Source organism: Streptomyces ambofaciens ATCC 23877 (genome assembly GCF_001267885.1).
In the GTDB taxonomy this organism is placed as follows: Bacteria; Actinomycetota; Actinomycetes; order Streptomycetales; family Streptomycetaceae; genus Streptomyces; species Streptomyces ambofaciens.
On sequence record NZ_CP012382.1, the window covers coordinates 912,723 to 924,597 of the forward strand.

Consider the following 11,875-nt stretch of genomic DNA (forward strand, 5'->3'; position numbering starts at 1 on the left):
GCTGCGCCCGGACGGGGACTCGCGCCTCATGGTGCAAATCGGATACACGATGATGACCGAGCAGGCCGGCCCCCGTGAGCTCGTCGGCCATCTGGTGCGGGCCGAGGAGGCGGGGTTCGACTTCTCGGTGACCTCGGACCACTACTTCCCGTGGCTGCGGTCGCAGGGCCACTCGCCCTACGCGTGGGCCGTGCTGGGCGCCGCCGCCCAGGCGACCTCACGCATCCCCCTGATGACCTACGTGACGTGTCCGACGTTCCGTTACCACCCCGCGGTGGTGGCGCAGAAGGCGGCGACGCTGCAGTTGCTGTCCGAGGGCCGGTTCCGGCTCGGTCTCGGCTCGGGCGAGAACCTGAACGAGCACGTCGTGGGCGGCGGCTGGCCGTCCGTCGACGTCCGGCACGAGATGCTCCAGGAGGCTGTGGAGATCATCCGGGCACTCTTCGAGGGCGGCCATGTGAATCACCGCGGCACGCACTTCGACGTGGAGTCGGCCCGGCTGTGGGACCTGCCGGAGACCGCGCCGCCCATCGGCATCGCCGTCTCCGGCGAGCGTTCCTGCGCGCTCGCGGGCGAGCACGCCGACCTGGTCATCGCCACGGAGCCCAAGGCCGGACTGCTGGAGTCCTTCGACCGGCACGGCGGGGCGGGCAAACCGCGCGTGGGGCAGCTCCCGGTGTCCTACGACCCCGACCGGGACACGGCGATCAAGCGCGCCCACGCGCAGTTCCGCTGGTTCGGCAACGGCTGGAAGGTCAACTCCGAGCTGCCCCACCCGGACTCCTTCGAGGCGGCCACCCAGTTCGTCACCCCCGACGACGTCGCCGAGTCGATCCCCTGCGGCGACGACCCGGACGCGTTCGTGGAGGCCGTGCGCCCCTACGCCGAGGCCGGGTTCACCGAGGTCGCCCTGGTGCAGATCGGTGGCGAGACGCAACCCGCCTTCCTCGACTGGTCGGAGAAGACCCTGCTGCCCGCGCTGCGCGAGGCCCTGGGCCGGTCCTGAGACCCGGCACGAGGGATGACCCGGCACGGGGAATCACCCGTGCCGGGGAATCACCCGTCTGCCTGAGCATCTTGCGGGTGAGCGGGGTACTAGAGGGCTCCACGTCCGTCCTCCGGAGGCCCCAGTCGTGAATTCCCTCGTGCACAAGACCCTGGTCGTGCAACTCCAGGCGGGCGACGCCGACCGCTTCCCCGTGCTCGCCCACCTCGGTTACGACGCCGCGGACCCGTTCGCGCTCACCGTGGTCTTCAGTCACGACGGGCGCGTCCTCGCCCGCTGGTCGCTGGACCGGGAGATGGTGGGCGACGGGCTCACCCGCCCGGTCGGCATGGGCGACGTGCGGCTGCGGCCCGAGTCGCGGGGCCCGTGGGACGAGCTGCGGATCGAACTGCTCGGCGACGCCCGGCCCGACGGGGGCCGCCACCACGCCGTGGTGTTCGTGTGGGCGGCCGCCGTCGAGGCCTTCCTGCGCGAGACCCACGCCGTGGTGCGGCCCGGGGAGGAAGAGGTGTGCGTCGACGACTTCCTCGCGGAGATCATGGCCGAGGGCTGAGTCGGCCTCAGCGGGTCGTGTGGCGGTACCGGGTCCACAGCGGGATGCCGAACCAGCACAGCAGGTACCAGAACACCACCCCGGCCACGAGGTAGGGCACGAAACCGTCGTGGGTCGCCACGCGCAGGATCAGCAGGAGCGAGGCGGTCGTCGTGGCGAGCAGCAGGACCAGGCCGAGCAGGGTGAGCCGGGAGGCCCACCGCACGGCCTGGGGCTTCACGCGCCGCCCGGCGACGATGCGGTGCAGGGACACGGGACCGATCAGGGCGCCGGTCGTCACGGCCCCGAGGACCACCGTCACCAGGTAGATCATCTGGTCGGTGTCCGAGAGGTCGTCGTACTTCGGGGTGAACACCACGGTGAGGAGGAAGCCGAACAGGATCTGCACGCCCATCTGCGCGACGCGGACCTCCTGGATCAGCTCGGTCCACATGCGGTCCGCCCGCTCCTCCTCGGTCTCGTTGCGCCCTCTGCGCCGACCCGAGTCCACTCTCGCGCCCTGGTCCGTCACGGTTCCTCCCGGTTGCCGCGGCCTGCGTTCCCTTCCCTCTTCCCGGCTTCCCCGCCCTCAGGCGCCACGTCGGGCCGTCGGCGCCCGGTTTGAGTGATCAGCGCACGGATACACGGGCCCGGACCGACGCGAATCCAGGGAAGGGCGAAGAATGTCCGACACACAGCTCACCGTGACCCTCAGCGGTGGCGGCATCGACGACGCGCGGGCGATCGTCCGCGCACTGGAGGAGGTCTTCGGCGCACCGGACGGCCTCCCGGGGGACGAGCAGGCGACGGTGCGCACCGCGACCTTCGACTCCCCGGACGCTCCGCGGGCGTCCACGGCCGCCCGGGCGGGCTCGCTGTCGGAGCCGGTCTCGGTCACCGTCCAGGGCTCGCCCCAGGCCGTCGAGGCGGCGAGCGAGACGCTGTCCCACGCCTTCACCACACGGAACGAGGGGGCCGCCTCCGGCGACCAGGAGCGGGAACGACAGCTGCTCCTGGTGCCGTGACGTGCAGTACGCCTACCAGCGGCTCTCGACCTGGTCCTTGATCCGGCGGTCGTAGAGGTCGCGGATCGCCGTGAGCGTCTCTTCGGACAGCTCCGGCAGCCTGGCCGCGTCCGTGTTGGCGCGGGCCTGTTCGGGCGAACGCGCACCCGGGATCACCGTGGTGACGCCGGGCTGCTGGATGATCCAGCGCAGGGCCAGCTGGGCCGGGGTGTACCCCTCGGGGGCGAGCGCGGCGAACTCCGCGGCGGCCTCCACCCCGGTGGCGAAGTCGACACCGGAGAAGGTCTCGCCCTGGTCGAAGGCCTCGCCGTGGCGGTTGAAGTTGCGGTGGTCGTTCGCGGCGAAGACCGTGTCCCTGGTGTACTTGCCGGACAGCAGTCCGGAGGCCAGCGGTACCCGGGCGATGATGCCGACGCCCGCCTCACGGGCCGCCGGCAGCACTTCGCGCAGGGGCTTCATCCGGAACGGGTTGAGGATGATCTGCACGCTCGCCACGTTCGGCCGGGCGATCGCGGTCAGCGCCTCCGCGCAGGTCTCCACGCTGACCCCGTACGCGGCGATGCGCTCCTCCTCGACGAGGGTGTCCAGGGCGTCGTACACCTCGTCGCTGGAGTAGACGGGGGTCGGCGGACAGTGCAGCTGCACCAGGTCGACGACGTCCACGCCGAGGTTGCGCCGGGAGCGGTCGTTCCACTCACGGAAGTTGTCGAGGACGTAGTTCTGCGGGATCTGCTCGACCCGGCGGCCCATCTTGGTGGCGATCAGCACGTGCAGGTCGGGGCGGCCGCGCAGGAACCCGGCGATGGTCTCCTCGCTGCGCCCGTCGCCGTAGACGTCCGCGGTGTCGAAGAACGTCACCCCGGACTCGGCCGCCGCCTCCAGCACCGCGAGGGCTTCCTTGTCGTCGACGTCCCCCCAGTCGGCGCCCAGTTGCCAGGTGCCGAGGCCGACCACCGACGCGTGCTGATCCGACCTGTCGAAAGTGCGCTCGTCCATGGCGACAGTCTGTCACCCGGAGCGCTCCCGCACCGCGCCGGGACCTGCCGTGGCGGCCTGCCTAGTCGCGCGCGGCGAGACTCCGCGCCTGGACCGTCCGCGCGATCCTGGGTCCCAGCCAGCGCTTGAGGCGGCGCAGTGCCTCCAGTCGGCCGGCCGCCCGGTCGAGCCGGTGGTAGAGCCGGGGCGGGACGTACGGCAGCAGGGGCGAGTGGCGCTGGCCGAGCAGCGCGAACATGTGCTCCGGGGGGAGGCCGATGTAGCGGGGCAGGTTCTCGTACCACTGCGCGCTGAGCCGGGCCGCGCTCTGCACCGGCAGCAGGGCTTCCCTGCGTTCCCGCTCGTAGTGGGCGAGGGCCTCGGGGAGGGTCGCCCGTTCGCGCAGTGCGGCGGACAGGGCCATGGCGTCCTCCAGGGCGAGCGTGGTGCCGGCGCCGATGGAGTAGTGCGTGGTGTGGGCGGCGTCGCCGAGCAGGACGAGGTTGTCGCGGTGCCAGGTGCGGTTGGTGAGGGTGCGGAAGGTCTGCCACGAGCCGCCGGCGCCGGCCGCGGACCGTCCGGTGAGCGGGTGGCCGTCGAGGACGTCGGCGAAGAGCTTCTCCAGCACGGTCAGGGCCTCGGCCTCGTCGGCCCCGTCCAGCCCCAGGCCGGTCCAGGTCCCGGGCGCGCACTCGACCACGCAGGTGCTGCCCTCGGGGCCGAAGCCGTAGCCGTACGCCCAGATCCAGCCGTGGTCGGTCTCGGTGAACGCGAAGGTGAAGGCGTCGAAGACCTTGGTGGTGCCGAGCCAGGCGTAGGGGTTGCGCCCGGCCCGTACCTCGGTGCCGAAGTGGCCGGCGTGCCGGGTGCGCAGGGCGCTGCCCACTCCGTCGGCGGCCACGACGAGGTCGGCGGGGGGCGGGTCGGCGGCGTCGACCTCCAGGTCGAACTCCAGGCGTACGCCGAGGGCCCGGGCGCGGGCGGCGAGGATCTCCAGGAGCCGGTGACGGCCGATGCCGAAGCCCTCGTCCCCGCGGTGGCGGGCGCTCTCCCCGTCCACGTGGGCGACGCCGTCCCGCCAGCGCACGGAGTGCTCCTCGACGGCGCGCGCGGACTCGGGGTCGTGTTCGTGGAGACGGTCGAGCAGTCCGCGCCAGTAGGTCACGCCCCAGCCGTAGGTGGATCCCTCGGGGTTGCGCTCGTACACGGTGATGTCGTGGGAGGGGTCCTGCAGCTTCAGCAGGATCGACAGATACAGGCCGGCGGGTCCGCCACCGACGCATGCGACCTTCACACTCACCCCTGGAATGCCATCAAAACGGTCATATGGCATGGCACGTTAGCAGGGAGCCGCACCGCCGGGGACAACTCGGCGGCGGGCGACGGTGATTCACCGCGGAGACCGGCCGGCGGTTCGGCGGGGCAGCGGGGTGTGACCGGTGCGAGCGGTCCGGCGCGGGGCGCCCGGCCCTATCCGGCCGCCGCCGTGCGGCACTCGGGGTGGCCCCAGCCCTGGTCGTTCTTGGCGATGGGCTCACCGGCCGCGTAGGAACGGCCGCACAGGCACCGCCCGGGGAACTTGGCCTTGATGGTGCGCGCGGAGGCCCCGCCGCCCTTGCGGGTCGCGCCCGCCTTGCGCGGTGCCTTCTTCGTCGCCGGGGCGTCCGGTGCGGGCGGCGGCTCCGGGGAGCCGAGGCCACTGCCCGCCGGCTCCTGGACGACGGCGGCCTGGCTGGCGGCGCGGTCGGCGAAGTCGTTGAGGCGGTCGCCGTCCACCTGGTGGGCGGGCACGTAGCGGAACTCGACCGAGCGGCCGTCGAGCAGCTCGTCGATGCGCACGACCAGTTCCTGGTTGGCGACCGGCTTTCCGGCGGACGTCTTCCAGCCGTTGCGCTTCCAGCCGGGCAGCCAGGTGGTGACGGCCTTCATCGCGTACTGCGAGTCCATGCGGACCTCGAGCGGCACGTCCGGGTCCGTCGACGCCAGCAGGCGCTCCAGTGCCGTGAGTTCGGCGACGTTGTTGGTGGCCCGGCCGAGCGGGCCCGCCTCCCAGCGGACCGGGACCTCCCCCGCGTCGGCGACCACCCAGGCCCAGCCGGCCGGACCCGGGTTCCCCTTCGAAGCCCCGTCGCACGCGGCCACCACACGTTCACGCATGCGACCGATCATGCCATGGCTCGGCGGGTCACCCGGACGGGGTTCAGGAGACGTCCGTGGCCTTCGGCATCTCCCCTTGCGTCTTCGTGAGGTCGATCACCGAGAAGGTCGCGCCCTGCGGGTCGCCGAGCGTGGCGTACCGGCCGAAGGGCGAGTCCGTCGGCCCGAACCGCAGGACGCCGCCGAGCGCGGTGGCGCGGGCCACGGCGTCGTCGCAGTCGGCGACGGTGAAGTAGACGTTGATGTGGGGCGGCACCTCGGGCGGGAAGTCGTCCGTCATGGCCATGCGGCCGAGGACGGTGCGATCGCCCAGGTCGTAGAGGCGGAAGTCCACCCCGTCGTCCTCCATCTGCTTCGCCGTGTAGGAGAAGACGGCGGGGAAGAAGGCGTCCGACTTCCCGGGCTCGCGGGTGAAGACCTCGGCCCAGCAGTACGCGCCGGGCTCGGCCGTCGTCTCGAAGCCCTCGTGGGTGCCGCCCTGCCAGATCCCGAAGACGGCGCCTCCCGGGTCGCGCGCCAGGCACATGGTGCCGAAGTCGTCGACCCGCATCGGCTCCATCACGATCTCGCCGCCCGCCTCACGGATCCGCCCGGCGGTCGCCGCGGCGTCCGGGGACGCGAGGTAGAGGCACCACTGCGCCGGTTCCTCCTGGCCGGGCAGGGGCGGCACCACGGCCGCGACCGCCTTGCCGTCGGCGTAGCACTGCGTGTAGTCGCCGTACTCCGACGACGACTCGCCGAAGGTCCAGCCGAGGACGGCGCCGTAGAAGCGCTTGGCTCCTTCGAGGTCGCCGAACATCGCGTCGGCCCAGCAGGGGGCTCCTTCAGGTTGCACGGCCATGACCGCCGCCTCCCGTGCGATGGGGTGAATGGTCCGGGTGAGGGACGCTCCGTCTCCTCACGCTAGTCACCACCTCCCGACGCCGCGCGCCGGCTGCCGTCTCACTCGCCGGCGTACGCCTTCTCCAGCGCGGCGATGTCGAGCTTGCGCATCGTCATCATGGCCTGGTTGGCGCGCGCGACCTTCGTGGGGTCCGGGTCGCGGAACATCTCCTCCAGCCGCGCCGGGACGACCTGCCAGGACACGCCGAACCTGTCCTTGACCCAGCCGCAGGGTCCCTCCTCGCCGCCGCCCTCGGTGAGCGCGGTCCAGTAGTGGTCGACCTCTTTCTGGTCGTGGCAGGTGATCTGGAAGGAGATCGCCTCGTTGAACGTGAACTCCGGGCCGCCGTTGAGGGCGACGAACTTCTGGCCGTTGGCCGTGAAGTCGACGGTGAGCACGTTGCCGGCGGGCTGGTGCGCACCCTCGGGGTAGTGGGTGACGGCGCCGATGGCGGAGTTCTCGAAGAGGGACACGTAGAAGCGGGCGGCCTCCTCCGCCCGGCCGTCGAACCAGAGACACGTGGTGAATCCGTCGGTGTCCATGAGTACCTCCTGGGCGTGGAACACGGTCACCACTGTCGACCGGAGCGGGCCGGAGAACTCATCGGTCGGGGCGCCGCCGGTCCCGACGGCGGGAGCGATCTGCCCGTGGCGAATCTGCCGCGGGCAGAGAAACCCCCGCACGGGGCCGTGGCGGGCCAAGAGTGGAGGGACCGCGGCGTTCCGGCCGCGTACGGCTCACTCGACGACTCGACTAGGAGCGCCGATGTCTCCACTCATCACCGGCCCCGCCCCGGCCGCCCCGCCCCGGGCGGAGGAGGGTGACACCCCCGCGACCCGCTTCGACGACCACCTGGCCGCACAGCTGCTCACGCAGCGGATCGTGCTGCTGGGCACCCAGGTCGACGAGGTCTCCGCGAACCGGGTCTGCGCCCAGCTGCTGATCCTCTCGGCGGAGGACCCCCGCACCGACATCAGCCTGTACATCAACAGCCCCGGCGGCTCCGTGCACGCGGGGCTCGCCATCTACGACACGATGCGGCTGATCCCGAACGACGTCTCGACGCTCGCCATGGGGTTCGCCGCCAGCATGGGGCAGTTCCTGCTGAGCGTCGGCGCGGCGGGCAAGCGCCACGCCCTGCCCAACGCGCGGATCATGATGCACCAGCCGTCGGCGGGCATCGGCGGAACCACCGCCGACATCGAGATCCAGGCCGACAACCTGGAGTTCACCAAGCGCACCATCGAGCGGATCACGGCCGAGCACACCGGTCAGAGCCCGGAGACCATCTCCCGGGACGGGGACCGCGACCGCTGGTTCACGGCCGAGGAGGCCAAGGAGTACGGAATGGTGGACCAGGTCGTCCAGTCCCTCGCGGACGTGCGCCCGGCCGCCACCAGGCGACGGATGGGGCTGTGACATGGGGAGCTACACGATTCCGAGCGTCGTCGAGCGGACTCCGCAGGGTGAGCGCTCCTACGACGTCTTCAGCCGGCTGCTGTCGGAGCGGATCATCTTCCTGGGCACCGAGATCGACGACGGTGTCGCCAACGTCGTGATCGCGCAACTCCTCCATCTGGAGTCGTCGGCCCCGGAGAGCGAGATCGCGGTCTACATCAACTCCCCCGGCGGCTCGTTCACGTCGCTGATGGCGATCTACGACACGATGACGTTCGTGCAGGCGCCGATCTCCACGTTCTGCGTCGGGCAGGCGGCCTCCACGGCGGCGGTGCTGCTGGCCGGCGGGGACCCCGGGCGGCGGTTCGTGCTGGAGCACGCGCGGGTCCTGCTCGGGCAGCCGGCCAGCGGCGGGCGGCAGGGCACGGTCTCCGACCTGGCGCTGCAGGCCAAGGAGATGGTCCGCATCCGCGCCCAGGTCGAGGAGGTGCTGGCCCGCCACACGCACCACGACGTGACGACGCTGCGCGCCGACATGGACCGCGACAAGGTGTTCTCCGCCGAGGAGGCCGTGGCCTACGGGCTGGCCGACGAGGTGCTCGGCCGACGGCTGGCGCGGGTGTGAGGGGCCGGGCCGGCGTCCGCGGGACGCCGGCCCGTACGGCGGTCAGGCCGCCAGGCACATCCCGTCGCGCCGGGCGGCGGACGTACCGCGCGGCCGGCTCGTGCCGGTGTGCCGTGAGGTGAGGCGGACCAGCTCTCCCTGGGCCCGCGCCAGCAGATCACCGAGCCCCAGTCCGAGGGCGCCCGCCGCGGCGGCCAACACCTCGGACGACGCCTCCTTGCGTCCGCGCTCCACCTCCGACAGGTACGGCGTCGAGATCCGGGCGGTCTCCGCCACCTCCTTCAGGGTGCGTTCCTGGGAGAGGCGCTCACGGCGCAGGACGTCGCCGACCAGATCGCGCCACAGGGGCTCTCTGACGGCGGGGCGGGCTCCTGGACGCGCGGTCTGCGGGCGCAGGGCGATGACGCGGGCTTCGTTCGGCAGATGGCTGGTCACCTCCTCAGCCTAGGAGCCGGGCCGCGCGACGGAAGGGGCCACGATTGCGCCCAGAGGGAAATCGCCGGGTGCCACTCACCGTCGACGGGACTACGCTGGGGAGTGACAGAGCACGCCGCGACGCCGTGGCACCGTTTTTCGGCCACCCGTGAAAGACGGGGGCATGGGTCGCCGCGCCCCGGGTATCCGCAAGCGGGAAGAGCCTAGGGAGAGACGTCGAACCGTGACTTTCGTGGGAGAGGTAATGGAGACCGCCGTGATCCGGCCGAAAGCACAGGTCGTCGGGGAGACAACCGGGAGCAGGACGGGTGACGGACCACTGCCGGGTGTGGTGGACCCTCGCGCCGTGGCTCCCCGCGACGCACGGCAGCTGTCCCGCCAGTTCTTCCAGCGTCTGACGGAACTCGAAGAGGGCACGCACGAGTACCAGTACGCGCGCAACACCCTGATCGAGATGAACATGTCGCTCGTGCGGTTCGCCGCCGGCCGCTTCCGCGGGCGCGGGGACGACATGGACGACGTCGTCCAGACCGGCATGATCGGCCTGATCAAGGCCATCGACCGGTTCGAACTGTCGCGCGAGGTCGAGTTCACCTCCTTCGCGCTGCCGTACATCGTCGGCGAGATCAAGCGCTTCTTCCGTGACACCACCTGGGCCGTGCACGTGCCGCGACGCCTGCAGGAACTGCGGGTGGAGCTGGCCAAGGCCCGCGAGGAGCTCTCCTCCCGGCTGGACCGCGAACCCACCGTCGCCGAACTCGCCACGCTGATGAACATCAGCGAGAACGAGGTGGTCGAGGGCCAGATCGCGTCCAACGGCTACAACTCCTCCTCGCTGGACGCGGCTCTGACCGGGGACGGCCCCGAGGGCGGCGAGTCGGTCCTGGCCGACTTCATCGGCGTCGAGGAGGACGGGCTGCGGCTCGTCGAGGACTTCCACTCGCTCGCCCCGCTGATGGCCGAGCTCAGTGAGCGCGACCGGCAGATCATCCACATGCGGTTCGTGGAGGAGGCCACGCAGGCGGAGATCGGCGAGCGGCTCGGCTGCTCGCAGATGCACGTGTCGCGGCTGATCAAGCGGATCATCACCCGGCTGCGCGAGGGCATGCTGGGTGAGCTCGGCTGCGCCTGACGGCGGAGGCAGGAGCGTAGACGCGGTGGTCGCCCCACGCTCAGCAGTGGGGCAGAACGTCCGTGCCTCGGTGATTCACCCCCCGGTGATTCACGCCTCGGTGAGGGGAATCGTCGCCCGCACCCGCTTGCCGACCGGTACGTGTTCGACGACGACCGACTCCGTCAGGGCGTGGACGATCTCCAGTCCGTGCCGGCCGACGCGTTCGGGGTCACGCGGAAAGCGCTCGGGCACCGCGCCGCTGCTGTCGTAGACGGTCACCGCGACGGTGGCGTCCGTGCCCTCCAGTTCCAGGATGTACGGGCCCTTGCTGTGCCGGTCCGCGTTGGTGATCAGCTCGCTCACCACCAGCAGGACGGCTCCGTCGGCCCGGGGCCCGATCGTGGCGCACCACTCGGTCCTCAGCTGCTCCAGGAAGAGCGAGGCGAAGGAACGGGCCTGCGCGATGCAGCCCGGCTCGCCGGAGTAGTGCGCCGCCTGCCTCAGCGGGTCAACGGGTACGTCGAAACCAGTCGGTATCACTGCCCCGTCCAGGAACTCGGTCATGCGTTTCTCTCTCGGAAGCCGGACTGGCCGGACGCTGCTGCACCTGTCCTCGTACCCCGAGCCCGGCCTCACAGTCCCCGCGTCTTCACACTGCGGGCATTGTCACAGTGTCGCGGGGCACCCGGAGGTACGGGAAGGGTGTGCGATGAACGAACTGATGACCGCACGAAGCCTCACCACCCGGCCGGTGGTCACCCTCGGCGGCGACGCCGTCGCTCATGTCAAGGACACCGTATGCGACGACGCCGCGAGTCGGATCACCGGTTTCACCCTGACCGGGCGCGGTCTGCTGTCCGGCCCGCTGAAGGAGGGTCTGCCCTGGACCTCCGTGTACTCGCTGGGCCATGACGCGGTGATGATCCGCGACCGGCGGGCGCTGGTGAGCGCCGCCGTGCAGGCGCCCCAGCAGACCCTGCGGGCCCGGATGACGGGGGCTCCCGTGGTGACGGACGCGGGTGCCGAGATCGGCACGGTGCTGGACGTCGTGGTGGAGGGCGGCACCGGCGGGCGGGTCGTGGGCTTCCGGGTGGCGGCGAGCAGGTGGTTCGCGCCGGGTCCCAGCCGGCACCGGCGCCGGGTGTACGTGCCGCGCGGCGAGACGCTCACGGTGGCCGGCCGGGCCCTGGTCCTGCCCCACGCCGCCGTCCGGCACGTCGCCGACGATCTTCCGGGCCTCACCGCCGTCGTCGGTGGTGTCGCCGGCCGGCGCAGGGGTGCGCTGCCGTGATGCTGTTCACCGAGGTGCGGGGGCTGCCGGTGGTGCCGGCCGGGGCGGGGCCGCTCGGCACCGTGACGTCCCTCACCGTCGACATCGCATCCGGCGCGGTGAGCCATGTCCGGCTCCGTGGCGGCCTCTTCCGCAAGGAGACGGTGCTGCCCTGGGACGCGGTGCGGGCGATCGGCCCCGGCGCCGTCCGGGTCCGGCCCGCCGCGGTCCCCGACCGGGCCCCGCACCGCCACGACCTGCTGGGCCGTCAGGTCCTGACCGATGCGGGCGGCGGGCACGGCACGGTGCTCGACGTGGCGTTCGTCCCGGAGACGGGCCGGGTCCTCGCGGTCTTCACCACGCGGGGCGAGGTGGCTCCCGACCGCCTGATCGGGCTGGGCGACCACGCCCTCGTCGTCCGGGCGGGCTGAGACCGCTCGGAGGGACGCGGAGAG

General features: G+C 71.8%; 16 protein-coding genes. 8 read left to right on the forward strand and 8 right to left on the reverse strand.

Annotated features, from left to right (window positions below; genetic code table 11):
- Positions 1–28: 28 nt before the first annotated feature.
- Positions 29–1,006 carry an LLM class F420-dependent oxidoreductase gene (locus SAM23877_RS04105; RefSeq protein ID WP_053127033.1) on the forward strand — a complete coding sequence of 326 codons (978 nt, stop codon included), beginning with the start codon at positions 29–31 and terminating at the stop codon, positions 1,004–1,006.
- A gap of 127 nt (positions 1,007–1,133) precedes the next feature.
- A complete protein-coding gene (locus SAM23877_RS04110; protein WP_053127035.1) occupies positions 1,134–1,559 on the forward strand; it encodes an SsgA family sporulation/cell division regulator in 426 nt (141 codons plus the stop codon).
- Between the two features lie 7 nt (positions 1,560–1,566).
- Here SAM23877_RS04110 and SAM23877_RS04115 read toward each other — a convergent pair whose 3' ends face one another.
- Positions 1,567–2,070 (reverse strand): DUF6328 family protein, encoded by a 504-nt coding sequence (locus SAM23877_RS04115; RefSeq protein WP_079030010.1) that lies wholly within the window; start codon positions 2,068–2,070, stop codon positions 1,567–1,569.
- Positions 2,071–2,221: 151 nt separating this feature from the next.
- On the opposite strand from SAM23877_RS04115, the gene SAM23877_RS04120 reads away from it, so the two are divergent.
- Positions 2,222–2,563, forward strand: coding sequence for a hypothetical protein (locus tag SAM23877_RS04120; protein WP_053127039.1), 342 nt, complete (start codon positions 2,222–2,224; stop codon positions 2,561–2,563).
- 12 nt (positions 2,564–2,575) lie between these two features.
- On the opposite strand, the gene SAM23877_RS04125 is transcribed toward SAM23877_RS04120, so the two are convergent.
- The 5 genes from SAM23877_RS04125 to SAM23877_RS04145 form a co-directional block, all read right to left on the reverse strand.
- A complete protein-coding gene (locus tag SAM23877_RS04125) occupies positions 2,576–3,559 on the reverse strand; it encodes an aldo/keto reductase (RefSeq protein WP_053127041.1) in 984 nt (327 codons plus the stop codon).
- A 61-nt stretch (positions 3,560–3,620) separates the two neighbouring features.
- The gene (locus tag SAM23877_RS04130; RefSeq protein ID WP_053127043.1) at positions 3,621–4,838 is read right to left on the reverse strand and encodes an FAD-dependent monooxygenase; all 1,218 of its coding nucleotides are present in this window, start codon (positions 4,836–4,838) and stop codon (positions 3,621–3,623) included.
- A gap of 170 nt (positions 4,839–5,008) precedes the next feature.
- The gene (locus SAM23877_RS04135; RefSeq protein ID WP_053127044.1) at positions 5,009–5,707 is read right to left on the reverse strand and encodes a ribonuclease H family protein; all 699 of its coding nucleotides are present in this window, start codon (positions 5,705–5,707) and stop codon (positions 5,009–5,011) included.
- A gap of 31 nt (positions 5,708–5,738) precedes the next feature.
- A complete protein-coding gene (locus tag SAM23877_RS04140; protein ID WP_053127046.1) occupies positions 5,739–6,536 on the reverse strand; it encodes a VOC family protein in 798 nt (265 codons plus the stop codon).
- A 101-nt stretch (positions 6,537–6,637) separates the two neighbouring features.
- Positions 6,638–7,120, reverse strand: a complete 483-nt coding sequence (locus SAM23877_RS04145) for a VOC family protein (protein ID WP_053142153.1) — start codon at positions 7,118–7,120, stop codon at positions 6,638–6,640.
- Positions 7,121–7,343: 223 nt separating this feature from the next.
- Here SAM23877_RS04145 and SAM23877_RS04150 point away from each other — a divergent pair, with 223 nt between their 5' ends.
- Positions 7,344–7,997 (forward strand): ATP-dependent Clp protease proteolytic subunit, encoded by a 654-nt coding sequence (locus SAM23877_RS04150; protein WP_053127048.1) that lies wholly within the window; start codon positions 7,344–7,346, stop codon positions 7,995–7,997.
- Position 7,998: 1 nt separating this feature from the next.
- Positions 7,999–8,601, forward strand: coding sequence for a ClpP family protease (locus tag SAM23877_RS04155; RefSeq protein ID WP_053127050.1), 603 nt, complete (start codon positions 7,999–8,001; stop codon positions 8,599–8,601).
- A 42-nt stretch (positions 8,602–8,643) separates the two neighbouring features.
- Here the strand turns inward: SAM23877_RS04155 and SAM23877_RS04160 are convergent, their stop codons facing one another.
- Positions 8,644–9,036 (reverse strand): helix-turn-helix domain-containing protein, encoded by a 393-nt coding sequence (locus SAM23877_RS04160; RefSeq protein WP_053127051.1) that lies wholly within the window; start codon positions 9,034–9,036, stop codon positions 8,644–8,646.
- A 244-nt stretch (positions 9,037–9,280) separates the two neighbouring features.
- Here SAM23877_RS04160 and SAM23877_RS04165 point away from each other — a divergent pair, with 244 nt between their 5' ends.
- On the forward strand, positions 9,281–10,168 hold the full coding sequence (locus SAM23877_RS04165; protein ID WP_053127053.1) for an RNA polymerase sigma factor SigF: 888 nt from the start codon (positions 9,281–9,283) through the stop codon (positions 10,166–10,168).
- Positions 10,169–10,258: 90 nt separating this feature from the next.
- Here SAM23877_RS04165 and SAM23877_RS04170 read toward each other — a convergent pair whose 3' ends face one another.
- Entirely contained in the window at positions 10,259–10,714 is a 456-nt protein-coding gene (locus SAM23877_RS04170; protein ID WP_053127055.1) for an ATP-binding protein, read from the reverse strand.
- 145 nt (positions 10,715–10,859) lie between these two features.
- Between SAM23877_RS04170 and SAM23877_RS04175 the strand changes: the two genes are divergently transcribed.
- Positions 10,860–11,441, forward strand: a complete 582-nt coding sequence (locus tag SAM23877_RS04175) for a PRC-barrel domain-containing protein (protein WP_053127057.1) — start codon at positions 10,860–10,862, stop codon at positions 11,439–11,441.
- Complete coding sequence (locus tag SAM23877_RS04180) at positions 11,438–11,851, forward strand: PRC-barrel domain-containing protein (protein WP_053127059.1); 414 nt, start codon at positions 11,438–11,440, stop codon at positions 11,849–11,851. Before SAM23877_RS04175 ends, SAM23877_RS04180 begins: the two co-directional genes overlap by 4 nt.
- Positions 11,852–11,875 lie beyond the last annotated feature (24 nt).